General features: G+C 45.0%; 21 protein-coding genes. 9 read left to right on the forward strand and 12 right to left on the reverse strand.

Annotated elements, in window-relative coordinates:
• Nucleotides 1-60: 60 nt before the first annotated feature.
• On the reverse strand, nucleotides 61-396 hold the full coding sequence (locus JUB15_RS05760; RefSeq protein ID WP_207511376.1) for a hypothetical protein: 336 nt from the start codon (nucleotides 394-396) through the stop codon (nucleotides 61-63).
• Nucleotides 397-485: 89 nt separating this feature from the next.
• Between JUB15_RS05760 and JUB15_RS05765 the strand changes: the two genes are divergently transcribed.
• Genes JUB15_RS05765 through JUB15_RS05775 form a run of 3 tightly spaced genes read left to right on the forward strand, consistent with a single transcriptional unit; the run spans nucleotide 486 to nucleotide 2,767 of the window.
• Entirely contained in the window at nucleotides 486-1,868 is a 1,383-nt protein-coding gene (locus tag JUB15_RS05765; RefSeq protein WP_207511377.1) for a deoxyguanosinetriphosphate triphosphohydrolase, read from the forward strand.
• 51 nt (nucleotides 1,869-1,919) lie between these two features.
• Nucleotides 1,920-2,327: a Dabb family protein gene (locus tag JUB15_RS05770; RefSeq protein ID WP_207511378.1), complete on the forward strand. Its 408-nt coding sequence runs from the start codon at nucleotides 1,920-1,922 to the stop codon at nucleotides 2,325-2,327.
• A gap of 29 nt (nucleotides 2,328-2,356) precedes the next feature.
• On the forward strand, nucleotides 2,357-2,767 hold the full coding sequence (locus JUB15_RS05775) for a DUF2251 domain-containing protein (protein ID WP_207511379.1): 411 nt from the start codon (nucleotides 2,357-2,359) through the stop codon (nucleotides 2,765-2,767).
• Between the two features lie 17 nt (nucleotides 2,768-2,784).
• Here the strand turns inward: JUB15_RS05775 and JUB15_RS05780 are convergent, their stop codons facing one another.
• The 6 genes from JUB15_RS05780 to JUB15_RS05805 all read right to left on the reverse strand — a co-directional run bounded on the left by JUB15_RS05780 (nucleotide 2,785) and on the right by JUB15_RS05805 (nucleotide 9,287).
• Nucleotides 2,785-3,633 carry a polysaccharide deacetylase family protein gene (locus tag JUB15_RS05780; RefSeq protein WP_207511380.1) on the reverse strand — a complete coding sequence of 283 codons (849 nt, stop codon included), beginning with the start codon at nucleotides 3,631-3,633 and terminating at the stop codon, nucleotides 2,785-2,787.
• Nucleotides 3,599-4,555, reverse strand: coding sequence for a glycosyltransferase family 2 protein (locus tag JUB15_RS05785; protein WP_207511381.1), 957 nt, complete (start codon nucleotides 4,553-4,555; stop codon nucleotides 3,599-3,601). Before JUB15_RS05785 ends, JUB15_RS05780 begins: the two co-directional genes overlap by 35 nt.
• Nucleotides 4,556-4,853: 298 nt before the next feature.
• Nucleotides 4,854-5,579 carry a 6-phosphogluconolactonase gene (gene pgl, locus JUB15_RS05790; RefSeq protein WP_207511382.1) on the reverse strand — a complete coding sequence of 242 codons (726 nt, stop codon included), beginning with the start codon at nucleotides 5,577-5,579 and terminating at the stop codon, nucleotides 4,854-4,856.
• Nucleotides 5,580-5,717: 138 nt separating this feature from the next.
• Entirely contained in the window at nucleotides 5,718-7,247 is a 1,530-nt protein-coding gene (gene zwf, locus JUB15_RS05795; protein WP_207511383.1) for a glucose-6-phosphate dehydrogenase, read from the reverse strand.
• 91 nt (nucleotides 7,248-7,338) lie between these two features.
• On the reverse strand, nucleotides 7,339-8,760 hold the full coding sequence (gene gnd, locus JUB15_RS05800) for an NADP-dependent phosphogluconate dehydrogenase (protein ID WP_207511384.1): 1,422 nt from the start codon (nucleotides 8,758-8,760) through the stop codon (nucleotides 7,339-7,341).
• Nucleotides 8,761-8,825: 65 nt separating this feature from the next.
• Nucleotides 8,826-9,287 carry a c-type cytochrome gene (locus tag JUB15_RS05805; RefSeq protein WP_207511385.1) on the reverse strand — a complete coding sequence of 154 codons (462 nt, stop codon included), beginning with the start codon at nucleotides 9,285-9,287 and terminating at the stop codon, nucleotides 8,826-8,828.
• 308 nt (nucleotides 9,288-9,595) lie between these two features.
• On the opposite strand from JUB15_RS05805, the gene rbp reads away from it, so the two are divergent.
• Nucleotides 9,596-9,904, forward strand: a complete 309-nt coding sequence (gene rbp / locus JUB15_RS05810) for an RNA-binding regulator (protein WP_207511386.1) — start codon at nucleotides 9,596-9,598, stop codon at nucleotides 9,902-9,904.
• Between the two features lie 75 nt (nucleotides 9,905-9,979).
• Here rbp and JUB15_RS05815 read toward each other — a convergent pair whose 3' ends face one another.
• A complete protein-coding gene (locus JUB15_RS05815; protein ID WP_207511387.1) occupies nucleotides 9,980-10,435 on the reverse strand; it encodes a sensor histidine kinase in 456 nt (151 codons plus the stop codon).
• Between the two features lie 293 nt (nucleotides 10,436-10,728).
• A complete protein-coding gene (locus JUB15_RS05820) occupies nucleotides 10,729-11,460 on the reverse strand; it encodes a DUF72 domain-containing protein (protein ID WP_207511388.1) in 732 nt (243 codons plus the stop codon).
• Between the two features lie 252 nt (nucleotides 11,461-11,712).
• On the opposite strand from JUB15_RS05820, the gene JUB15_RS05825 reads away from it, so the two are divergent.
• The 3 genes from JUB15_RS05825 to JUB15_RS05835 all read left to right on the forward strand — a co-directional run bounded on the left by JUB15_RS05825 (nucleotide 11,713) and on the right by JUB15_RS05835 (nucleotide 14,318).
• Nucleotides 11,713-12,081, forward strand: coding sequence for a YccF domain-containing protein (locus JUB15_RS05825; RefSeq protein ID WP_207511389.1), 369 nt, complete (start codon nucleotides 11,713-11,715; stop codon nucleotides 12,079-12,081).
• Nucleotides 12,082-12,366: 285 nt separating this feature from the next.
• A complete protein-coding gene (locus JUB15_RS05830; protein WP_207511390.1) occupies nucleotides 12,367-13,641 on the forward strand; it encodes a M23 family metallopeptidase in 1,275 nt (424 codons plus the stop codon).
• Between the two features lie 113 nt (nucleotides 13,642-13,754).
• Nucleotides 13,755-14,318, forward strand: a complete 564-nt coding sequence (locus tag JUB15_RS05835; RefSeq protein ID WP_207511391.1) for a porin family protein — start codon at nucleotides 13,755-13,757, stop codon at nucleotides 14,316-14,318.
• A gap of 52 nt (nucleotides 14,319-14,370) precedes the next feature.
• Here the strand turns inward: JUB15_RS05835 and JUB15_RS05840 are convergent, their stop codons facing one another.
• Entirely contained in the window at nucleotides 14,371-15,882 is a 1,512-nt protein-coding gene (locus JUB15_RS05840; RefSeq protein WP_207511392.1) for a hypothetical protein, read from the reverse strand.
• Between the two features lie 72 nt (nucleotides 15,883-15,954).
• Complete coding sequence (locus tag JUB15_RS05845; protein ID WP_207511393.1) at nucleotides 15,955-18,105, reverse strand: S9 family peptidase; 2,151 nt, start codon at nucleotides 18,103-18,105, stop codon at nucleotides 15,955-15,957.
• 166 nt (nucleotides 18,106-18,271) lie between these two features.
• Between JUB15_RS05845 and JUB15_RS05850 the strand changes: the two genes are divergently transcribed.
• Nucleotides 18,272-19,297, forward strand: a complete 1,026-nt coding sequence (locus JUB15_RS05850) for a 2-oxoacid:ferredoxin oxidoreductase subunit beta (RefSeq protein ID WP_207511394.1) — start codon at nucleotides 18,272-18,274, stop codon at nucleotides 19,295-19,297.
• Between the two features lie 112 nt (nucleotides 19,298-19,409).
• Nucleotides 19,410-20,477, forward strand: a complete 1,068-nt coding sequence (locus JUB15_RS05855) for an acyltransferase family protein (RefSeq protein ID WP_207511395.1) — start codon at nucleotides 19,410-19,412, stop codon at nucleotides 20,475-20,477.
• A gap of 740 nt (nucleotides 20,478-21,217) precedes the next feature.
• On the opposite strand, the gene JUB15_RS05860 is transcribed toward JUB15_RS05855, so the two are convergent.
• The gene (locus JUB15_RS05860; protein ID WP_207511396.1) at nucleotides 21,218-22,105 is read right to left on the reverse strand and encodes a cupin-like domain-containing protein; all 888 of its coding nucleotides are present in this window, start codon (nucleotides 22,103-22,105) and stop codon (nucleotides 21,218-21,220) included.
• Nucleotides 22,106-22,126: the final 21 nt, after the last annotated feature.

Raw genomic sequence — 22,126 nt, forward strand, 5'->3', positions numbered from 1 at the left:
GGTTGCAGGAGGTAAGGTGCAAGATTGCTTGTGCCTTGTTTCCTGGAGCTTGTGTCCTTTTTATTTTGCTTTTCCGCCCTCTTCGTCTGATTGAAAGGCAGCACGCGCCAGCAATAAGAAACCGGCGGCAGACATAAGTATAAAACAGGTGTGCGATACTTTATCATTGTAGCCTGTCCGGGTCATCATAATAACCAGAGCGGTAATTACTGCCAGGAGACATACGGTAAATAAGCTGTTAACGAGGGGTACGATACGCATAGGTTTAAATTTGATGCAATATTCAGATTGAATATAATATCTGCCATGCAATTTTTCCAGCTTTTGCCGAAAATCAGTTCCGTTTTGTAAAAATTCTAAGGGTTTGCCCCGATTATTACAGGTTTTTAAAACCAAAATTTGGCGGGTTCAGCTTCAGCCCCAGTCCTTTGCAAAAGACTCCCGGTAATCAAATTGCTCGCTGTTTTTCGGTTATTTTTGTCGCCATGAAATGGCAACAACTCTACAGTACCAAAAGAAGCGGTTCTGAACATAAAAAGGCTTATAGCGATGCCATCCGTACCTCTTTCCTGCGCGATTATGACCGGCTGATCTTTTCCTCTGCCTTCAGGCGGCTGCAAAACAAGACCCAGGTGTTTCCTTTGCCGGGGCCCGTGTTTGTACATAACCGGCTAACGCATAGCCTGGAAGTGGCTTCTGTTGGCCGTTCGCTGGGAAAGGCCGTAGGCGATGCCATTGCTCAAAAATATCCCCATGAAAATGATGATTTCAGGGAGTTTTACAAATACGAGCTGCCTTCCGTAATTGCAGCCGGCTGCCTGGCGCACGACATCGGCAATCCGCCGTTCGGACATTCCGGCGAAGATGCCATTCGAACTTTTTTCCGGAATCTTGAAGGAGCGGCAAAGCGGCAGTTTTCCGACTTACTAAGCGAGAACCAGCAACGCGATTTTTTGTTTTTCGAGGGAAATGCCAATGCGTTCAGGACCCTTACCCACAGCTTCAATGAAAAAACGCCGGGTGGCTTCCGCTTAACTTATACCACGCTGGCATCCATAATAAAATATCCCGCTGATTCGCTGAACGGCTTTAATAAACAGCAGCTGGTAACCAAAAAATCAGGCTTCTTTGATTCGGAGATTGAGACGTACCGGCATATTGCCAAAGAGCTGGGCATACCCCAACTGGACGATTCAAAAAATATCTTTGCCCGCCATCCTTTTGTATACCTGGTAGAAGCGGCTGATGATATCTGTTACCGCATCATTGATTTTGAGGACGCCCACCGGTTGAATATTATTTCTATCGATACCATAAAAGAGCTGTTCCTTGAATTTTTCAATAATGAAGAAGGATATGATGCCAGAGACCGCGTGGAGCAGGTGTTCAATGATATCAATGATGATAACCAACGGGTACAGTTCTTACGTGCCAAACTGATCAACCTGCTGTTGAACCGGGTTACCACCGTGTTCATGCAAAATGAAGAAGCATTATTGCAGGGAACTTTACAAAGATCGCTGATCGATTATTTGCCTGAAACGGAAAAGCAACTGATCAGGACCATTGATGCGTTCTCTATTGAGCATATTTATAATCACCGGTCGGTGGTGGAAATAGAAATTGCCGGTTATAATGTAATAGGCGGTTTGTTGCAGGAATTCTTTGCAGCGGTCATCGATCCGGGATCGGCAAAATCGCAAAAACTGCTTCAACTCATATCACAGCAATTTGTAATTACAGGCGATCCCAAAAAGCTGTACAACGATATTCAGTCAGTGGTTGATTTCATAGCCGGCATGACCGATCTGTATGCCGTAGATGTATACCGTAAGATCACCGGTATAGCCTTTCCGCAGATCCGGTGAACGGCTGACGGCGGAGCCGAAACTTTCATTAGCTTTACCAAAACCAATTATATGTCAACAAGACGTGAATTTATCAGCAATACCGGAAAAGCGATGGTTGCCGGCGGATTGGTTACCTTAGCAGAAAAAGGGGATTCCGCTATGATCGAAAACAAGTTCATACATCACGTTTATTTCTGGTTGAAGAATGCCGGCAGCAAGGAAGATCGCGCCAAACTCATTGAAGGCCTGCAGAAATTATCGAAAGTAAAGACCATTAAAACGTTTCATATTGGTCAACCCGCAGATACCAACCGCGAAGTAATTGACCGTTCATATGCTATTTCCTGGTTTACCATGTTCGATAATGCCGCCGATCAGCAAAGCTACCAGGTAGATCCTATCCATCTAAAATTTGTTGAAGATTACTCACATTTATGGAGCAAGGTGATCGTATATGATTCTGTAGATGCGAAATGATAAATCCTTTTGCTGCTTAATTTTCTTACATGAACGGATACTTATTGAGGGAGCAGGCTTTTACTGCGGGTGAAGATACATTCGTGGAATGTATGATCGATGAAAGCAATTATGGGGTCGTGTTTGAAGACGATACCGATACCGGGTATTTTTATGCGGTTGAAGTGGAGCCGGGTACAGGAAAATTAAATATCCTCGATGCCCTGCATATTTATAATGCTGAGGAAGTACCCGACGATCAGCGGAAGGGAACGATCAGGATCATCTGGTCGAGGGACTGGCAACGGTGCGCGCTTATCATTGATAGCTATTGCCATGCCGTGTTTGATTTCAAAAATCATGGCGGCTATTGCCGCAACGAATTTCCACCGCCAAATGCTATATGGACAAAAGGTGAAAGAACGCTCACCAATGAAATGGTAACCGCTTTTTTCAGTTGATAGCAGCCACAATGCCATTATTTAGCTAAAGGCGTTTTCTTAAAACTGTTAGATGCGTGTTCAGCCTGGTTCAGGGGCCGGGATGGCAATGATCTTGTTTCGGCCACCATTTGCCACATAGTGGTGAAATCGCCTTCTGTTTTCAGGTCTTTAATGAGGCGGTATAAACGTTGCTGCAATTTTTCGCCCGACCATCTTTTTGCATAACCCGGTATTTGAAATTCCCAGATATCGGTGAACTCCCAGGGGTGAAAATACAGGCACAGGTAACCGTCTTTGCGCAGCGACTGAACCGCCAGGTATTTAAATACGCTATAAGGCATATTTTTAAAAGCCAGCCAGAACAGGGGAATGCGCAGCCGCGGACTCACAGTGGCCGGTACGCGCAGCATGTTATTATCATAATAAACCGTTCGGGGAAGTGACAGGTCGTTGTATCGCCCGGGTATCCAGGTTGGGTTTACCGATGAGTCGTAGCTATACCCCGCCGCAACAACATCCTGCATGGGCACTTTTTTCAGCCGCGGCATTCTTAGTCCATATATGGGTTCACCGGTAATTTCTTCCAGCGTGAGCCTGCTGTGTAACAGGTCTTCCGTTTTGTATTGGGAATGATAGAAAGTATGTGATGCCACTTCATGTTTGCGCACCATTTGCCGGATGCTGTCGGGATACCAGTTGGCAAAATTGGCTGTTGTAAAGAACGTACAGGATACGTCTGCACTACTGATTACCGGCATGGTAGCCTGCAGCCCCTTAAAGCCTGTTTCCATTTGTTCTTCGATGGACAGGTTTTGATCATACTCCAAAGGCATATCAAATTCCTCTACATCAAAACTCATCAATATGTATCTCTGACGGCTCATGGATATTAGATTCTTTTACAATGTAAACAGGTCGATGTTTGTTTTGCATGAACAGCTTGCCCAGGTAAATACCAATGATGCCCAGGATCATTAGTTGCAGGCCGCCGAAAAAGACGATGGTGACTATCACCGATGTCCAACCGGAAATAGTATAACCAAAATAATAGCTATACAGCGCATACGGGATATACAGCGTTGATAAAGCGGCAAATGTAAAGCCGATATAGGTAGCTGCATACAATGGCCGTATGCTGAATGAGGTTATGCCCTGCAGGGCAAACCGGATCATTTTTTTGGAAGTATATTTTGAAGCGCCCGATTTACGCTGGTCGGGCTGGTATTCGACAGGCAGTTGTTTAAACCCGGCCCATTTTACCAGGCCCCTGAAAAAGGGTTCAAATTCCTGCAGGTTCTTCAGCACATTCACCACGTTGCGGTTCAATAATCTGAAATCGGCGGTCCCTTTTTCAAGATGTATGTCACTGAGCCAGTTGAGCACCCGGTAAAAAAGGTTCGACGTGGCTCTTTTAAGAAAAGGCAGTTTTTTATCTTCCTTTCGAACGGTGTATACCACATCATAACCTTCTTCCCATTTTTTTAGCAATTGAGGAATCAGTTGCGGCGGATGTTGCATATCGCCATCCATGGTAATAACACAATCGCCTTCTGCTTTGTCTAACCCCGCCTTGATAGCGGCCTGGTGACCGAAATTGCGGGAAAACGAAATGTACCGGAGGTTTTCATCGGCCGCAGCCAGCTTCTTGATCTCCTGCAAGGTGCTGTCGCTGCTTCCATCATCAACAAAAAGCAGGTTGTACCGGTAAGGCAGCTCTGAAAAGATCCGCTTTACGGTTTTGGCCATAATGGCCACATTATCCCTTTCATTATGTACCGGAACAATGATAGTTACGAGTTTCGTCATGCTGTCATTGTTTTTTGTTGGTAAATAATGGGGCTGTAAAAGGAACAGTAGCTGCTGGCAGGGAATGGCAGGGGAATAGGATGGATGGCTTGCCAATTTATAGCCGGCAAGCGTTCGTCCATACACCTGGTATGTGCGTCAGTCATGGGTGTTAACATCTCGATAACTAAAATTAAAACACTCTTTTGGCTTTTCCCCCTATGCAGTAAGGCAAAAATTTATCCAAACACCGCAAAAAGAACATTAATTGTTCATTTGCGGCTCCAATTTCAACCATATTCAATTGATATTTATGCGGTTATGCCTGTTGTAACCGGCCGGCAGCGGCTTCATCAACAAACCAGTGTAATTCACCGCTGGCAGGCTGAATAATTTGAGACGGATATTGATCTATGTTGGGAGCTCCTTTTATTACTTCATAAAGCGCATTTGCTTTATTAGCGCCAAAAGTGAGGAAGGCCACTTTACGGGCCCTGTTTACAATGGGCGCCGTTAAAGTGATGCGGTACATTTGCTGAGCATCGAGGTAAAATGATTGAACCCAGGCTTGTTGTTCATGGATGACGGGTGTGTGCGGGAAGAGCGATAAAGTATGGCCGTCATCGCCCATGCCATTCAATACCAGGTCGAAGCTGGCGCCAGCTTCCGGGAAATAATTATGCAGGATGGCTTCGTAGGCTTTCGCAGATTCGGCAGGCGGCAATTCCGTGTTCATAATATGCACCTGCTCGCGCACAATGGGCACTTTCTCGAGCAAATGTTCGAAGGTCATTTTTGCATTGTTGCGGTTATCCGCAAGGGGCACGGCCCGTTCGTCGCCCCAGAAAATATGCATTTTGCTCCAGTCGATCCGTTCCCTGAAAGGAGAAGCCGCCAGTAATTCATACAGCTGTTTGGGCGAATTTCCACCGGTTACCACCCAGGTGAACCGGTCCTGCTGCTGCAGGGTGGTTTCAATGGTTTCGGTGATCCAGGCTGCAAGGGCTTTGCTTACTTCTTCGGGAGACTTGTATATATGGAGCATGTTATCTTCTTAGTTCCAGGTTCGAAATAGTTTTTTTGCGTTACAAGTTACAGGTTCCAGGTTTCAGGGGCTTTCAATGCAGTTGAACCGCTGAAGTAAAGTTCCGTGTAACCTGCAACTTGGAACCTGTAACTATTCTCAGACACCTGCCTGAACACCCTGGTGGGCTATGGGTAAGGTGATCCAGTTGCGGCCATCGCGCGCAATGAGCGCTTCTGCATCTTCTGGTCCCCAGCTGTCGGGCGAATAGTTCGGGAAGTCTACCGGGACTCTGCTTTCCCAGGCTTCCTGTATGGGCATTACTACTTTCCACGCAGCTTCTACCTGGTCGCTGCGCATGAACAGGGTAGCGTTGCCTTCCATAACGTCGAGCAACAGGGTTTCATAGGCTTCGGGATCATCATCGCCGTATGTATCCTTGTAATTGAAGATCATATCAACCGGGTTCAACGTCATTGTTTGTCCCGGCCGTTTTGCCTGGAAGCGTAAGCGAATATCCATTTGCGGTTGAATGCTGATGGTAAGCCGGTTGGGCCTCCAGGTCAATGCTGCTTCGGGCGGAAAAGCGAAGCTGGGCGCCTGTTTGAACTGAATGGTAATGATGGTTGATTTTTCATGTAACCGTTTGCCGGTGCGTACATAAAAAGGCACATCCTGCCAGCGCCAGTTATCAATATAGAATTTCACCGCAGCGAAAGTATCGGTAGGTGAATTGGGCTTTATTTTATCTTCATTGCGGTAGCCTGGTACTTTTTTGCCCTGCATCCATCCGTCGGAATACTGACCTCTTACCGCATATTTATGCACTTCTTCCTTACTGTATTTGCGAATGGCGTTCAATACATCTACTTTTTTATTCCGGATTTCGTTGGCGTCGAACGATACCGGGGCTTCCATAGCGATCATGCACAACAGCTGTAAAATATGGTTCTGCACCATATCGCGCAGGGCGCCGGAGCGTTCATAATAATCACCGCGGTTTTCAAGGCCAACGGTTTCGGCGGCGGTTATCTGAATGTGGTCGATATAATTCCTGTTCCAGATCGGTTCAAACAGGGCATTGGCAAAACGCAGCGCCAGGATGTTTTGAACGGTCTCTTTACCCAGGTAGTGATCGATGCGGTAGATCTGGGTCTCATCGAACATGGAGGTGAGCAGTTCGTTCAATTCGTGCGCGCTTTTCAGGTCATGGCCAAATGGTTTTTCAACCACGATACGCGTGCATTTGGTGTCATGACAAATATTTAACGGTCCCAGTTTGCTGGCGATCTGTGGCACCAGATGCGGGGCTACCGACATATAGAAGATCACATTGGGATGCTCGCCGAACTCCTGTTCTTTTTGTTTTACGATGTCGGCAATTTTTTGGTAATCGGCTTCATTGCCTACGTCCATCGGCAGGTAGGAGATATGTTTTTGAAATTCCTGCCATTTGCCGTTTTGATCGCCTTTGCGGCGGGAGAACTGTTGAATGCCATCGAGCAGATGTTTCCTGAAGCTCTCGTCTGTATAGGCTGTTCTGCCGATACCAACGATATGGAATTTTTCAGGCATCCAGTTATCGATGAACAGGTTATATAAAGCGGGAGAAAGTTTTCGCTGGTTTAAATCGCCACTGCCACCAAAGATGAATAGCAAAGAGGCAGGCGGACATTTATGGTTTGTCATAATCTGAATTGAAATAGCTTTTTACATTCTTTCAAATAACCCTTCGGTCATTTTGATGATTTAGGTTCCTGGGCCCTGAGCCTTGTACCTTTTAGTTCTTTGCCCACTCGGTATGGAAACTTCCTTCCTGGTCCGTACGTTGGTACGTATGAGCGCCAAAATAATCACGTTGCGCCTGCAGCAGGTTAATGGGCAATTGTTTGCTACGGTATGTATCGAAATAGCTTAATGCACTCATCAATGCCCCGGCCGGAATGCTGTGCTGAACAGCCAGCGCTGCTACTGCACGGATACCTGCAGCTTTGGCCTGCAATATTTTGGCTACCTCAGCATCTAATAACAAATTCGACAGCTGAGGGTTCAGTTTATAGGCGTTTCCAAAAAGTTCGAGCAATACCGACCTGATGATACAGCCGCCGCGCCAAACGCTAACTACTTTCGGCATGGGAATTTGCATGTCAAGCTCTGTTCCTGCCTTGTGCAGCAAGGCTAAACCCTGCGCATAGCTGATGATGGTGGCAAATAACAGGGCATCGTGCACCTGCTGAATAAATTGTTCTTTGGGTAAACCAATTAAACCGGTTGATGCAGCAGGATAGAGTGCTGATGCCTGCACGCGTTCGGCTTTGATGGCCGACAAATTGCGCATGGTCACTGCCATATCGATGGTAGGAATGGCAACCCCCAGATCCATAGCATCCTGGGAAGTCCATTTACCGGTTCCTTTTGCCCCTGCCTTATCCAGGATCATATCAACAAGGCGGTTGGGCGTTTTATCGTCGGGTTGTAAAAAGATGTCGGCGGTAATTTCAATGAGAAAAGAGCGCAGGTCGCCCTTGTTCCAGTTGTCGAAAATAGCGTGCAGTTCATCATTGGTCAAACCAATGCCGCGATGCAACAGATCGTAGCTTTCACTGATCAGCTGCATGATGGCATATTCAATACCATTGTGCACCATTTTAACATAGTGACCGGCAGCGCCTTTACCGAGGTGAGCCACGCAGGGAATTGAATCCACTTTGGCGGCCACTGCTTCGAGCATGGGTTGAACATGCGGGTATGCTTCGGGATCGCCTCCGGGCATGATGCTGGGTCCGGTACGGGCGCCCTGTTCACCACCCGAAACGCCGATGCCCATGAAATGAATGCCTTTTTGCTGCAGATAAGCCACACGTCTTAAGGTATCGGTATAATGACTGTTTCCGCCGTCAATGATGATATCACCCTGCTGAACCAGCGGCAACAGGCTTTCAATAACATCATCAACCGGTTTACCGGCGGGTACCAGCATCATGATCTTGCGGGGAACAGCCAGCTCGTTGATCATCTCCTGTAAAGAAACAACACCTTTTACCGTAGTACCTGCTGTAGCAGCTGATTCCAGGGCGGAGGTCTTCTGGTTGTCTTTGTCGAACCCGATTACTTTAAATCCGTGATCGGCCATGTTGAGCAGAAAATTTCTACCCATAACGCCTAAGCCAATCATGCCAAAATCAAATTGTTGTGCACTCATATCAGATAGATAAGGTTGCAAAAGTAGTCAAATTGCAAATAGGCGGGCGGGGAAAGTGCCCTGATTTATTGGCCGCTGTTCTGCTGAGCAGCCGGCGCTGTTTTCTTCTCTTCTTTCTTTTCTTCCTTTGGCGCCATTGCTTCGGGATGCGGCGTTCCATTATGACAGGTCATGCAGCCTACCGGCGGAATGGCATGTTGGTCGCCTTTTTTGTAATTGAAGTATTTTCTGTTGATGCGGTCGGTCATCCGCATCATATCGCGGGCTACGTTTTTTTCGCCTTTGTCATCGCTGGCGAAATCAAGCTTGCGCGGGTTGTCTTTTTTCGGGGCGTGGCAAAAACTGCATTTAACACCTAATGAACGATTGAACTGGTGCATTACGCTGTCCAGTTCCTCATGACTGATATTTTTGGGCAGGACCTTCAGGTTTTTGTACGTGGGTTCGGCGGGGGCGCTGGCTGCAATACCTAATACTACCAGCGCCGCCAGGGTGCCGGCAACCGTAATTTTCTTTCTAAAAAACATAGCAGATAGTGTTTTAGCTGGGTTAAATTGTACATACAAGATAATGGATTCAGGTAATCTTACTTCAGCCGATGATATTTTTGTTCAATTAAACGTGCGTTAAAATAAATTAACGTGCGAATGGGCTGTTTAACCATTGTAATTCAATGCGAATAAAGTATCTTTGTATTCATATTTGAGTGATAATAGCATATGGTAAGTGAACGATATATCTCGCTACGCATTTCTGCTAATAGTTGTTAGTCTTCCTTTACTCCCTGCTTTACCTCAGATCCATTATTAATTTTTAACCAATTTTAGTTAGAAGTATGAACATTTACGTGTCTAATTTAAGTTTCAACGTAACAGATGATGATTTGGAAGGCTTTTTTGCTGAATACGGCGAAGTAAGTTCTGCCCGCGTAATTACCGATAAGTTCACTGGCAAAAGCCGTGGATTTGGATTTGTTGAAATGCCTAACGATGAAGCTGCCAGAAAAGCAATCGCTGAACTGGATGGCGGAAGAGTAGAAGGCAGGGAGATCAAAGTTGCCGAAGCTCGTCCTCGTGAAGAGCGTGGTGGTGGTAACGAAAAACGTTCATTTAGCCGCAACAACAGCTACAATAATCGTTATTAATCCTGTTAGGTTTAAATACGAATCCCTCCCGATGCTTCGTGAGGGATTTTTTATTTTATTTACAACAATGCTTTTTTAGCAAAAGGTTTTAACCGGTGTGGCCATAGAGAAAGTAAGGGTGGTTCCCTCGTTGTGTTGATTGTAGATGCTGATATTGCCGCCTAGTTGCCGGGCAGCCTGTACAACATGCGAAAATCCGTTTGATACAGTACTGTAGAAATAAGTGCCATTATTACGAACCCGCACATGCACTCCTTCTTTGTTACAGACAGCCTCAACTCTTATACATACATTTTCAGTACCATTGATGGCGCCGCTTAACAGGTTGCCCAGCACATAGGCCAGCAAATTTTCATCGGCTTGAACTTGGAATGTTTGGTCGACGTCATTAATAATAAAACTCTTTTTACCGGTAACAAGTGGTAAAAGGCCTACCATTAGTTGATCAATCAGCCGGTGAAGAGGAACAGGTTCGGTTACTACAGTTTGAGTGGATGGTACGGGTTGAGGTAATTGTATCAGGCTTTTCATACAAAGGGATTTAATTTCACAATAATTATTCACAGGGTACCATTAAAATGAAAATAGCTGTACGGATTAAAATTTTCAGAACCTTAACCAAGACTTCGTATAAAAATGCGCAGCAAATTAACGACTAAAAATGTGAAAAAGACAATTCAGAAAATTCTTCTTGCAAATTTCTTAGCATAAATCAAGTGACTTAGCTACATGGTTATATGTAGTGCGTTTTTTTACTGATCAAAAATTTATTACCGGGGGCTGCGTAAAAAACGTCAGGCAAATTGTTGCAAAAATGTATAGCATCATTTTGATACCAGCTGCTGTACAAATCGTGCATTGTATATGGCTGAAGTGGCTGCCGTGTTATTGAAATAGACAAATGCCTGCTTCGCCTGTTTAGCAGTTTGTATAGCAGTGATCACCTGTTGCAGGAAACTTTCATCATAAGCAGAGTAATATAAATCCGGCACACCATGAAAGCGATAATAGATAACATCTGTATTGTTAATTACTTCATCGGGTAGTGTGGGATGGCTGATGCTGCAAAAGCAAATGCGATGGCGCGACAGCGCTTCATATACCTGCGGTTGCCACCAGCTCACATGACGAAACTCAACTACGTTTATAAATGAAGGACTCAGTTGCTGTACGATCTTTTGTAACAGCTCTTCTGAATACGCCAACTGCGCCGGTAATTGAAAAAGAACACATCCCAGCTTTTCCTGCAACCCCTTTTGAATGGTGTTATAAAAATCGTCCAGTAGTAATTTACAGTCGTGGAATTTTTTATAATGTGTGATGAGGCGGGGCGCTTTTACGGCAAAAGAAAAATGGGCAGGTGTTTTTTGATACCAGTTAACTAAAAATGATAATTGCGGAAAGCGGTAAAAGGTAACATTCAACTCGATCGTATTAAAATGCTGGCAATAGTAATCGAGCCATAAACGCTGCGGTACTCCTTTGGGATAAAATACCTCTTTCCATTCTTTGTAATGGAAACCCGAACTTCCAATATGCCATTGCAGAACAGGCATCTGTTACATCTTATATTTCGTAATACTAAAATTTTCATACCACAGCATTAACCGCTGCCATAAGAAAATAAAGCAACGCACGAATAATGGCAACCCTTTTAAACCATGTAAACACAAATGAGCAGGATAAATTCAGGGTATGCTTCCCGGTTAAATGCACTCAGGGGTACTACCTCCATTGATTTTGACAGATCTTTTTTCTTATTTTACCAAAAAATAGATTCCATTCATCCAACATAATAACTGCTTCTTATGAATTTACTGGGTAATATCATTTGGCTCGTCTTTGGCGGGCTGGCAGCCGCCCTTGGTTATGTATTAGGGGGGTTCTTTTTATGTATAACAATTGTCGGTTTGCCCTGGGGTTTACAATGTTTTAAACTGGCAGGAGTGGTCTTATGGCCATTTGGCAAAAGCATTGTTCCCAAAGAAGGCGCAACCGGTTGCCTGTCGTTCTTTTGCAATCTTGTGTGGTTGTTATGTGGTGGATTATATACGTCGCTGGTTCACCTGTTCTTTGCGGCTATTTTTTTTATCACCATCATAGGAATTCCCTTTGCCCGTCAACATTTGAAATTGATGGAACTTTCCCTGTTGCCATTCAGCAGAAATGTGATCTAATGGTGCCATTGTTAATTCATTTTTAAAAACCGTAAACCGGTCAATAAGTAAGAAACTGAATACGTTCCCTGCTATTGTTGGGTAAGAGAACAGGCAGGGACGTAAACCGTATTTTTACGATCGTAGCCGGTCACGTGCCAAAATACCGGTAAGGCATATATCGCGCTTAATTTGCGATTGTAACTGCCTGACAGTAAAATGAAATAAAAAAGTCATACGTTAAAACAGCGCCGGGCATTGTTTTTGCGCTAAAAAGCAGCTTGACAAAACCGGCATTAAACAGCTATGTTTACACACAGAGATTGGGGCATTGCTTTTTCACTTATGGCCATATTGATTGTGGCGGTAATTGTATTGAGCAGTTTGAACCTTTCTTTACCCGGCGAAAAAGCACCGCAGGCAAAAAAAGACTCTGCTGTTATAGTTCCCCGCCGGTTTGGACTTGCCCTGGATTCTTTTAATGTAACCGAAAGTGTTATTCAGAAAAATGAATACCTGGCTTCTATCCTCGAATTATACAACATAGATACCAAGACTATTGCCAAACTGCAGGAGAAATCGAAATACGTATATGATGTACGTAAAATGAAAGCCGGCGCCCAGTACACTGTTTTCTCTACAAAAGATACTTCGCATAAGGTTTGTTATTTCGTGTATCAACCTAACGCTATTGACTATGTTATGTACGACCTGCGCGATTCCGTATCGGTAGTTACCGGTAAAAGGCAGGTTACAGCCCGGCTCGAAACAGCTTCGGGCATCATCAACGGATCGTTGTATGAAACATTTCAAAAATCAGGAACCGATCCTGCCCTGGCTATGAAGCTGGCAGATATGTATGCGTATACTGTAGATTTTTACAGCATTCACGACGGTGATTATTTCAAAGTACTCTACGAGCAGCGATATATAAAAGACGAGCCCGTTGAAACAGGCGCTATTCAATCGGCCGTGTTCTCACACAACGGCCAGAAGTTCTATGCCTTTTATTATAAGCCCGATTCATCAGATGCCGGCGACTATTACGATGAAAAGGGAAAAAGTTTGCGTAAATCTTTTTTAAAAGCGCCTATTAAATTCAGCCATATCACATCCGGCTATTCATTGAGGCGTTTTCATCCGGTACAAAAAAGATGGAAGACCCATTTGGGTACTGATTATGCCGCACCGGAAGGAACACCCATCATAGCCACCGGCGATGGAATGGTCATTGAGTCGGAATTCACGCATAACAATGGTAATTATGTAAAGATCAAACACGACGATACGTACATGACCCAATACCTGCACATGAGCAAACAGGCGGTGCGGGCAGGACAAACCGTTCGGCAGGGCCAGGTGATTGGCTATGTTGGCAGTACAGGATTGGCTACAGGTCCGCACGTATGTTATCGTTTCTGGAAGAACGGGAAACAGGTGAATCCGCTGCAACAAACGTTTCCGCCATCAGTACCATTGCCTGATTCTGTAATGCCCAGGTTCAATGAGTATGTATTGAAGCAGCAGCAACAACTGAATACGGTGAATATGGGCGTTGTACAAAACCTGTCAATGAACTGATCCGTTCACTTCTTTTTCTGTAATTTATTGAATTGATTAACAGGTCTGTCTCCGGGCAGGCAGTAACTTGGCATACGCTTTGAAAACGGGAAGGGCAATAAATACCTTCAAACATGAAAAAGTATGTTTTGATCCTTGGTTTGCTTTGTACCCTGGCCGCCGGCGCCGGGGCACAAAGGGTTACCCCAGGCATAAAAGGCGGATTGAATATTGCAGATATCTCCGGTTTTAATGGTGATAATCGATTGAGCGGCCACTTCGGTTTATTTATAAACAGCAGGTTCAATTCCCGGTGGGCTATTCAACCTGAATTACTTTATACTGGACAGGGTCAGCAGTACAGGGTTGGCAATGACGAGTTCACCCTTGCGCTTAGTTATATCCAGGTTCCCATTATGTTCCAGTTTTACCCGGTAAAAGATTTTTATTTGGAGTTTGGCCCGCATTTAGGCTTTTTATTATCAGCGAATGTTAAAGACGATGGTGATAAAACGGAAGTGGATGAACATTATAAAAAGGTAGATGCCGGTCTTTCATTTGGCGCCGGTATCCGCGTTACCAATATGCTTGGCTTTTATGGCCGCTACAATGCCGGCCTGGCTGATGTCACTAAAAATGATAACCGCGATTATTTTAACCGGGTTGGTCAATTAGGTGTTTATATTCTTCTTAAATAATATACTAAGCACGGGGTGTGCCACACTTTCAAAGTGTCGCACACCCCGTCAACTAGTCGACTTGCCTTTCGCTTTCGAACAGCGCCGGCACATCGATGGCCATTGTATTGGCTTCTTTTAATGCTACCTGCTTGTTGAAAGAGGTTGCATCGTCATAGTTAAACATAACCACTTCTGTTTTTTGCGCAATGCTTTTGTCATGCGTGATCTCATAGATGACCTGCTTTACAAAGGGTACAGGAACCCAGTCCTTGAAAGTTAAGGGCACACCAAACTCATCCCGGTAATAATGAATGCCGTAATGGTCTTTGTATAATCTTTCAGGTGGCCGCAGAAAATACACTTTGGCAATTCCCGGGGTGTAATGTTTTTCAATATAGGTTCTTACCACCTGGTATTCCTTGAGTACGGGCTGTAAAAAATTATAGCGGAAATTATAAAATCCAACCCCGGCAAACAGGATCATGGCGCCAATGGCAAACCCGTTTTTCCCGGAACTGTTTTTGATCCATTCAATGATCATGTTGGTAAGCATTAACATCACGGCGAGGTTCAATGCCAGCATAGAACGGTAAGAAGAATAGTTTTCAACGGTTGCCATCACCGGCAGGTAGATGAGCATAAGTAAGGCAAATGTGCCCGCTATATAAATGATCTTGTTTATGACAGGCTTTTTACGTTGCGTGAGAAATGCATGCAGTACCCATACTGCAATGGCCAGGATGTAAAACAGCTGTGAAATGATACTATGTAAATTGAACAGGAAATTAAAGCTGAAGGCCTGGGCAGTAGGTACGCCAACGAAAAATGAAATTTTCTTCAGTATGTTGAACGTTAAATTTGCCCGCTCGGGTTCCTCAATACCTTCCATTTTTAAATGGAACTTATACAGCAGGTAATAAATGGCTATGATGGTAAGGAAACTAATTATACCGGTGAGCAGAATATGATCTGGCCGTTCAAATCTCCGGCTGTTAAAATGAAGAAAGAAAGGAATTAAAAACATGCCGATGCCTATCTGGTAGGTAAACAGGGAGGTAACGCCTAGGAGCAATACCAGCAACTGCATGGGAATGGGAATGGCCAGGAAGCGATGGTGCTTTTTCAATTGCGCGTATAACAGATGTCCGCTCAACAATCCCGCCATAAACGTCAGACAGATCTCAAAACAGGTTCCGCCCCATCCGTTGGCAATGGCTACCGAAAGGCTGCAGGCAAGATATACAGCACTAACGAGCACCAGCCGGCTATCAATTAACTTATACCGCGCCCATTGAATGGCCACGCTTACATAAACACAAATAGCGAGCGCCCATCCCAATACGGAAAAGATGCGGTAAAGTTTTACGGCATCAATGGTATTGATGGAGGTAAATGCTTTATCCATTAAAAGACCGCCTAAAACCCGGCCGTGGATGAACCAGATATTATAGGTAGCGCCTTTTTCATTAAACCACAACTGGTGAAAATCGTCGAGGTAAGCATAATTGACCTGGAACAAAGGGAAAAAGATTACCAGTAGTACCAATACCGGTAACCCATAAAGTACTAGCTTATTATTCACAATGAAATGTATTTATTAAGCAATGGCCCCATGAAGGAGGGCTTCCATTACATCCCTGAAAAATAAGGCGTTTTATTTAATCCACCTTTCAAAAAATTCCCAGGTGCGCAACATTTGATCAATCCGTTGCCGGTTGTCGCCGCTACGCGTTATTTCATGTGAAGCATTGGGATGCCGTATATATTCCACCGGGCGGCCTAATACTTTCAGGCTGCGGTACATCATTTCGCTTTCTACGAAGCCGGTGCGCCGGTCATTATCGCCGTGGAATATAATATAGGGTGTGGTTATGTTGTGTACATAAGAAATAGGTGATTCCCGTTCGAGGTTGGCTTTGGCCGTTGGTTCCCAGGGATAGCCGCCAAAATAGTTAGGCACCAGCCGCCAGGCATTGCCTTCACCAAAGAACGTACTGAGATCATATACCCCGCGTTGTGAACAGGCTGCTTTAAAGCGGTGGTCATGGGCAATGATCCACGCCACCAGGTAGCCGGCATAAGAGCCACCGGTAACTGCGAGTTTCGATGTATCGGCCCAGCCTTCGGCCACTGTTTTGTCCAGGGCCGTTAACACATCGCTGCTGGGGCCTTTGCCCCAGTCGTTTATATTGGCGCGCAAAAAGGCTTCGCCATAACCGCCACTGCCGCGGGGGTTGCAGTAAACCACGCCATAGCCCTTATTACAGAAGAACTGGTATTCATGCCACATACTGCTTTCACCTGGACCCCACATGGCAGAAGGTCCGCCATGGATCTCTAGCAACAAGGGATATTTTTTGCCGGGCTGGTAATTGGCAGGTTTCATGACCCAGTACTCCACCGTCATTCCCTTATCGTTCGTAAAGGTTTTCTTTTCGGGAAATGACAGCGTTCTGTTTTGCACCCAGTGATGGTTGAAGTCGCTGATGCGGCGTGCATTCCTGGCGTTGGCATCGGCCAGGTACAGTTCAAAGGGATTGGCCACTTCGGTCTTTACATAAACCAGTTTATTATTGGCTACATCAAAGCTGCTGATGCCGGCATTATAATCAGTTAACTGTTCAACCTGTTTGGTCTTTATGTTAACCTGGTACAGGGGAATGCCGCCATTGCTGGGCGCTATGAAGTACAGGTATTTCTCATCAGCACTCCAGGTAAAATTTCCTTTTGAACGGTCGAAGGGAATAACGATCATATCTTTTTCTGAACCATTTAGTGGCATAATAGCCAGCTTGGGAACCGTTACCCATGATTCGTCGGAGAACTGGAAGGCCAGCCATTTGCCCGATGGAGAAACTTTGGGTGAAGTGTACACCATTTTTTCTTTGCCCAGCAGCTTACGCAATCCGCTCCCATCGGCATTGGCTATGTAAATTTCATTTTCCTGCGACCGGTTGGGATGCTGCAATGAATCTATATGGGCTGAAAAAACCAGTTGTTTGCCATCGGGCGTAAACTCGGCGGAACCGTAAGAATAAAACCCGGGCGTCAGCGGTTTGGGCGCATCTCCGGAACCAATGCCGGTAATAAAGAAATGAATAAAGCCAAGATCGCCGTTGATGTTAAGCTCATCCTGGAAATTGAGCTTGTTAATGACCCGCGCTTTTTTATCATTCACATTGTTGTTGAGGTAAGCCCTTACTTCTTCCAGCGTGCCGTCGGGGTTGGCTTTGGCTGTTGTGGGTTTCAACTGTTCATTATTGTCGAAGCCTGGTTTTTCAATGGGCCAGTTGGGGATTTTTTTGGCAGGGTTCAGTATGGAATCTTTTAAAAGATCATTCAGCGGTATATAGCTGGCAAACAGGATCTGTTTCCCATCGGGGCTCCACCGGGGCGCAGTGGCGCCATATTTATATTTGGTCAGCTGCATGGCTTCGCCGCCTTCGAGTGAAAGCAGGAATACCTGGTTTTTTCCATCTGTCATACGCGTAAAGGCCAGCTGTTTGCCGTCGGGGCTCCAGGCCGGCTGCGTAGCATTTTCTTTGGCGGTGGTCAATTGCCGGGGGGCCGTGTTGCCATCAGTGGGCGCCATCCAGATCTGCGTCACATATTTATAATCCAGTTTGCTTTCGCCATCATTTTCAATGGTGGTAACTGTAAAGGCTGCTTTGCTGCCATCGGGCGAGAGGGTAACATTGCCGATGGATCTTATTTTCAGCATATCTGTAACAGTAACAGGCTGTTTGTTTTGTGCTGTTACCCGGATGGCAATGAACAGGCAAATACAAACCATAAGTCTTTGCATGTTAGGCGGTTTTAAGTGTTGAATGTACGAATTCAACAACATTTCTGCTCGTAAACCGGCTACTGTGTGATCAACGGTCAGCCCATTGTCATATTAACAATTCCCGCAATCAATAAAGCTTGTTCCTTGTTGGTTATTCCGATAATTTTGCATTAATTCTATAACTATGAGTGAAATTACAGCGCCAGCTCTGACACCAAAAGATTTTGCCACCGATCAGGAGGTACGTTGGTGTCCTGGCTGTGGGGATTATTCCATTTTGGCACAGGTGCAAAAGATCATGCCGGGTTTGGGAATTCCCAAAGAGAATATTGTGATCATTTCAGGTATCGGCTGCAGCAGCCGCTTCCCTTATTATATGAATACCTATGGTATGCACTCGATCCATGGCCGCGCAACAGCGATTGCCAGCGGATTGAAGGCAACCCGCCCCGAACTGAGTGTCTGGATCGTTACCGGCGATGGCGATGGATTGAGTATTGGTGGTAACCATACCATTCACCTGCTGCGCCGCAATTTCGATGTGAATGTGATGTTGTTCAATAACCAGATCTATGGCTTAACGAAAGGACAGTATTCGCCCACATCAGAAGAAAATAAAGTAACCAAGTCGACCCCATACGGCAGCATTGACCATCCGTTCAACCCATTGGCATTGGCCATGGGGGCAGATGCGACCTTTATTGCCCGTACGATGGATCGTGATCCGAAACATTTACAGGAAGCATTGATCAGAAGCCACAGGCATAAAGGCGCTTCTTTCCTGGAGATCTATCAGAACTGTAACATCTTTAATGACGGCGCTTTTGAGATCTTTACAGAGAAAGCAAGCAAACCCGATAATACCCTCTTCCTGGAGCATGGCAAACCACTGGTCTTCGGCGCCAACAAGGATAAAGGTATCAAGCTCGATGGGTTTAAGCCGGTGATCGTTGATCTGAATGATGGTGCTTCCACTTCAGACCTGTGGGTGCATGATGAAAGAGATTTCTACAAAGCACAGATCCTGGTGCGCATGTTCGATGATCCGCGCGTTGAAGGACATTTACCACGTCCCTTTGGCGTGTTCTATGAAACAGACCGGGCGTGTTATGAAGATGTAATGCAATTGCAAATCGAAGATGTGATGGCGAAGGGTAAAGGAAACCTTGACAAACTGTTAAGGGGTAAAGAAACCTGGACCATTGCTTAATCAATAACCTGTAATACCAGCGCGAGCATTTATATTCAGCATGAATAAGATCGTTTTCGCGCTGGTTTCTTTTTGTCCGCCGGAATAATACCAGTACCCTGACAAACCAACTATGAAAGAAACAATAGCTCCGCAGCATTCCGGTTCCCGTAAGAATGATGCTAATATTGAGTCTGTTCAGATCCTGCGGGGCATTGCCGCGTTACTGGTAGTATTGTTGCATATCGCTATCAAAGGCGCGCAGTATGGGAATGACGCCCTGAAAGGTTTCACCATTGGCGAGGCGGGGGTAGACCTGTTCTTTATTATTTCCGGTTACATCATGTGTGTGTCAACCATCGGCCGCCAGTTGAATTTTGGGCAGTTCATGCTGCACCGGGTAAGAAGGATCATTCCGCTGTACTGGCTTACTACCACCCTCGGATTACTAATATTTTTTTATAAACCGGAGATCATTAATACTTCAGGCGGCGAAACCAGCATCTGGGCATCCTACACATTAGTTCCCAACGGTAAAAGATACCTTAATTCGAACGGGTGGACACTCAGCTATGAGTTCCTGTACTATATACTGTTTGGCCTGTATATATACAGGGGCACCTACAAAGCGATGCAATTGTCTTCGGTGCTGTTATTGGTATTGGTAATGGCCGGATTGCTGTTTTCTTATCCGGGTCCTACCTTTCAATTTTTTACTAGCAATTTATTCCTCGAGTTCATTTATGGTATGGGCGTCTTTTATTTGTTCCATAAAAAGCTCATCAGGCCCAATACAGCCCTCGGCGTAAGCTTGTGTATATCAGGAGCACTAGTGCTTGTGGCAGAAACGGTTTTTGAATTGCCCCGGCAGCAAGAGTACAGGGGCTGGTTATGGGGAGTTCCCATGCTGATGGTATTTACCGGTTTCTTACAGCTGGAAGGATTTATTAAAGGAAGCAGCGCCCGTTTGAAAACGGTATTGCTCGAAGTAGGGAATTCGTCTTACTCTTTATACCTGATCCATCCATTTACGTTAAGCGCAACGGCCATCTGCCTGAAATGGCTGAACCTGGCGGCCAATGCCTACCTGTTTGCCGTTATTTTGTTTTCAGTTACCGTGGTGGCAGGCTACCTGGTTTATATGTATATAGAAAGGCCATTGGTGGCAGTTAGTAAGCAGTTTCTTGCAAAAAGATCTTAGAAGCGGCAGTCTGAAAAAGGCATGGCTGTTATCGAAAGATGACTGTATTCCTTATGCTAAAATCTGCCACACTTTTAAGGCGTGGCACATTTAGCGTGGCGCCTTAAAAAAAAGGAGCCAGCGATGGATATCGCCGGCCTGTGCTTACCTCTGAAACCACAAAAAGAAAGAAGTTAAGCAATATGTTGTTCTATATATTTTATATATACTCTTAGTAAAAACGGTTCATGGATGATGGACAAACCTGCTATATGGTTAGAAGGCAGTGCATCAGTGCATGCAGACCGGATGGCCTTTGCATACCAAGGATGATCCCCTTCCAGGAATAATGAATGTGATAACGGCTGCTAATACAGGAGTAAGAGCAGTTAGTTTCAGTTATTGGTACAATCTTTTCTTTTGCAGTTTCTGAACACAAATGGTCGGCAACACGGTAACAGAGATAATTATAAAGGGTGGCGGACAATATATAGTACGAACAAATGAATATCCGTACGTGATTTATAGTTTCATTATTTATTTGGAAATTGGAGGGTTAACGGAAATTGGATGGTTGGAAATCGGGAGATTGGATTACGTATAGAGTGCGTGCCGGTGAGAATATTAATTCAGCACATAGCGCGGTAAAAATAAAGACAGTTTTGTTAAAAATCAATAATTTTTTTAAAATTTTTTAATGTCTGAGCCACAACTTGAATTTCTTAAGTTGGATCAAACCGTAATTAAAAAATCCATCATCATTATTTGAAGTCGGCTGACTCCATTTCTTTTTCGGCCGCTTTCAAAAGACTGGTCTTTTTATACTCATACCACCATTTGGGCGCGGTTTTCTTCATGAGGGTATCAATATTCCGCATACCGAACAAGTTCCAGGCGCCTTTCAGCTTACCGCCGATGCTGGATTGCAAAGCTCTCAAACTCATGGCAAAGCCACTATCCAGGTATTCCATGTGATGCCAGTAACCGGCAGGCATGAACAGTGTATCGCCATGGTTTAGGATCACTTCAAATCCTTTGGCCAGTTTCAATGCGGGGAACTGGGTATAATCGGGCCGTCCATTCTGGTTATAGTTAGAAAAGTCGGCCAGGCTTAATACTTCAAATGGCTTTCTGTATAATTTATGCTGCTCTTCGAACGGGAACAGCAACACTTTTTTGCGCCCGACGAACTGGGTATGCAGGATGTGCGACATGTCGATATCGAAGTGCATATGGGTGATGCTGGTAGCGCCGCCCACAAATAACATGGGGTATTTTTTTACAAAGCCTTTCATTAAATGATCGGGCCAGGTAAAATCCTGCGTCAATTGCGGCGCATGGTCAAATATATTGAAGAGGAAGATCCGCCACCCGGCCGGGCCTTTACTGATCATATCAACGTATTCGCCAAATGTTTTGTAATCATCGGCGGTGTTGATGGGCGTATAGGCGTCGCTTTTGATATTATTGTACAGTCCTACTTTCTTACTACCCACTATTTCTTTAAAATAAGCCCAGTTCCACTTTGTATAGGCCGGCCATTCTTTGGCCAGGTTGGAAAGAACAACTGGTTTCAGTGGCAGATAGTAACGCTGCTGAAAATCTTCGGCGCTGATAGAGTCAACGCGGTCAACAGGTTGTAATTGCATGAAATAAGTTTGCGCAAATTT

The organism is Longitalea luteola (assembly GCF_017356035.1).
GTDB lineage: Bacteria > Bacteroidota > Bacteroidia > Chitinophagales > Chitinophagaceae > Niastella > Niastella luteola.

Bases quoted from the DNA above. Each gene is read 5' to 3' on its own strand.
- JUB15_RS05765 (WP_207511377.1), top strand. From the start codon at position 486: ATGAAATGGCAACAACTCTACAGTACCAAAAGAAGCGGTTCTGAACAT.
- JUB15_RS05770 (WP_207511378.1), top strand. From the start codon at position 1,920: ATGTCAACAAGACGTGAATTTATCAGCAATACCGGAAAAGCGATGGTT.
- JUB15_RS05775 (WP_207511379.1), top strand. From the start codon at position 2,357: ATGAACGGATACTTATTGAGGGAGCAGGCTTTTACTGCGGGTGAAGAT.
- JUB15_RS05780 (WP_207511380.1), bottom strand. From the start codon at position 3,633: ATGAGCCGTCAGAGATACATATTGATGAGTTTTGATGTAGAGGAATTT.
- JUB15_RS05785 (WP_207511381.1), bottom strand. From the start codon at position 4,555: ATGACGAAACTCGTAACTATCATTGTTCCGGTACATAATGAAAGGGAT.
- pgl (WP_207511382.1), bottom strand. From the start codon at position 5,579: ATGCTCCATATATACAAGTCTCCCGAAGAAGTAAGCAAAGCCCTTGCA.
- zwf (WP_207511383.1), bottom strand. From the start codon at position 7,247: ATGACAAACCATAAATGTCCGCCTGCCTCTTTGCTATTCATCTTTGGT.
- gnd (WP_207511384.1), bottom strand. From the start codon at position 8,760: ATGAGTGCACAACAATTTGATTTTGGCATGATTGGCTTAGGCGTTATG.
- JUB15_RS05805 (WP_207511385.1), bottom strand. From the start codon at position 9,287: ATGTTTTTTAGAAAGAAAATTACGGTTGCCGGCACCCTGGCGGCGCTG.
- rbp (WP_207511386.1), top strand. From the start codon at position 9,596: ATGAACATTTACGTGTCTAATTTAAGTTTCAACGTAACAGATGATGAT.
- JUB15_RS05815 (WP_207511387.1), bottom strand. From the start codon at position 10,435: ATGAAAAGCCTGATACAATTACCTCAACCCGTACCATCCACTCAAACT.
- JUB15_RS05820 (WP_207511388.1), bottom strand. From the start codon at position 11,460: ATGCCTGTTCTGCAATGGCATATTGGAAGTTCGGGTTTCCATTACAAA.
- JUB15_RS05825 (WP_207511389.1), top strand. From the start codon at position 11,713: ATGAATTTACTGGGTAATATCATTTGGCTCGTCTTTGGCGGGCTGGCA.
- JUB15_RS05830 (WP_207511390.1), top strand. From the start codon at position 12,367: ATGTTTACACACAGAGATTGGGGCATTGCTTTTTCACTTATGGCCATA.
- JUB15_RS05835 (WP_207511391.1), top strand. From the start codon at position 13,755: ATGAAAAAGTATGTTTTGATCCTTGGTTTGCTTTGTACCCTGGCCGCC.
- JUB15_RS05845 (WP_207511393.1), bottom strand. From the start codon at position 18,105: ATGCAAAGACTTATGGTTTGTATTTGCCTGTTCATTGCCATCCGGGTA.
- JUB15_RS05850 (WP_207511394.1), top strand. From the start codon at position 18,272: ATGAGTGAAATTACAGCGCCAGCTCTGACACCAAAAGATTTTGCCACC.
- JUB15_RS05855 (WP_207511395.1), top strand. From the start codon at position 19,410: ATGAAAGAAACAATAGCTCCGCAGCATTCCGGTTCCCGTAAGAATGAT.
- JUB15_RS05860 (WP_207511396.1), bottom strand. From the start codon at position 22,105: ATGCAATTACAACCTGTTGACCGCGTTGACTCTATCAGCGCCGAAGAT.